This window comes from Nonomuraea turcica (assembly GCF_030718205.1).
Taxonomy (GTDB): Bacteria; Actinomycetota; Actinomycetes; order Streptosporangiales; family Streptosporangiaceae; genus Nonomuraea.
Genome location: NZ_JAUZQF010000111.1, coordinates 1 through 665 on the forward strand (window position 1 = coordinate 1; position 665 = coordinate 665).

At 64.7% G+C, this 665-nt stretch carries 2 protein-coding genes; both read right to left on the reverse strand.

Annotated features, from left to right (window positions below):
• The coding region (locus tag Q9G87_RS60470; RefSeq protein ID WP_305925708.1) for a hypothetical protein at positions 1-283 on the reverse strand (283 nt) is incomplete at its 3' end.
• A partial coding sequence (locus Q9G87_RS60475; RefSeq protein ID WP_305925709.1) for a hypothetical protein occupies positions 280-665 on the reverse strand: 386 nt, incomplete at its 5' end. The genes Q9G87_RS60470 and Q9G87_RS60475, both read right to left, overlap by 4 nt.

Sequence of the window (665 nt, forward strand, 5' to 3'; positions counted from 1 at the left end):
GACCTCTCCTGACCGTTATCGCTTCGACCTTGCCGAATCGCTGACGAGTCTTGGTGTGACGTTCTCGGAGTTGGGTCGTTCGGCTGAGGCGTTGGGTGCGGAGGAGGAGGCTGTCGTCCTCTATCGGCAGCTGGCCGCGACCTCTCCTGACCGTTATCGCTTCGACCTTGCCGAATCGCTGACGAGTCTTGGTGTGACGTTCTCGGAGTTGGGTCGTTCGGCTGAGGCGTTCGGCACTCGACGCCGGCGAAGCGGTAGTGGTGCCCGTGGTGGCGGTCGTCATGATGGCCGCCTGGTGGTGTCGATGGCGCTGGGCGCGGCGGCGGTGATGTCAGCGGTGGCGGTGATGTCAGCGGTGTTGGCGCCGACCAGGGCCAGGTGGGCGCGGCGCGGGTTGAACTCGGCGGGGTCGCGGGCGAAGCGGGCTGCGGCGCCTGCTGCCGGGCGTTCGTCGCGAATGGTGAGGTAAACGTCCCAGGTGGACCCTGTTGCGTACTTCGTGCAGGTACCGGTCCAGTTTCCGGAAAGGTCATTGTCTTTTGCGTTCGCCTGGGCATGGGGTGAGAGCCCGATCAACGGGAGCGGCCCCAGAGCGATGACGAGCAGTGCCCTCTTTAGTATCGCGCTCAGATGCCGTGTTCTCGGAACGCTGTCCATGTGGTTGA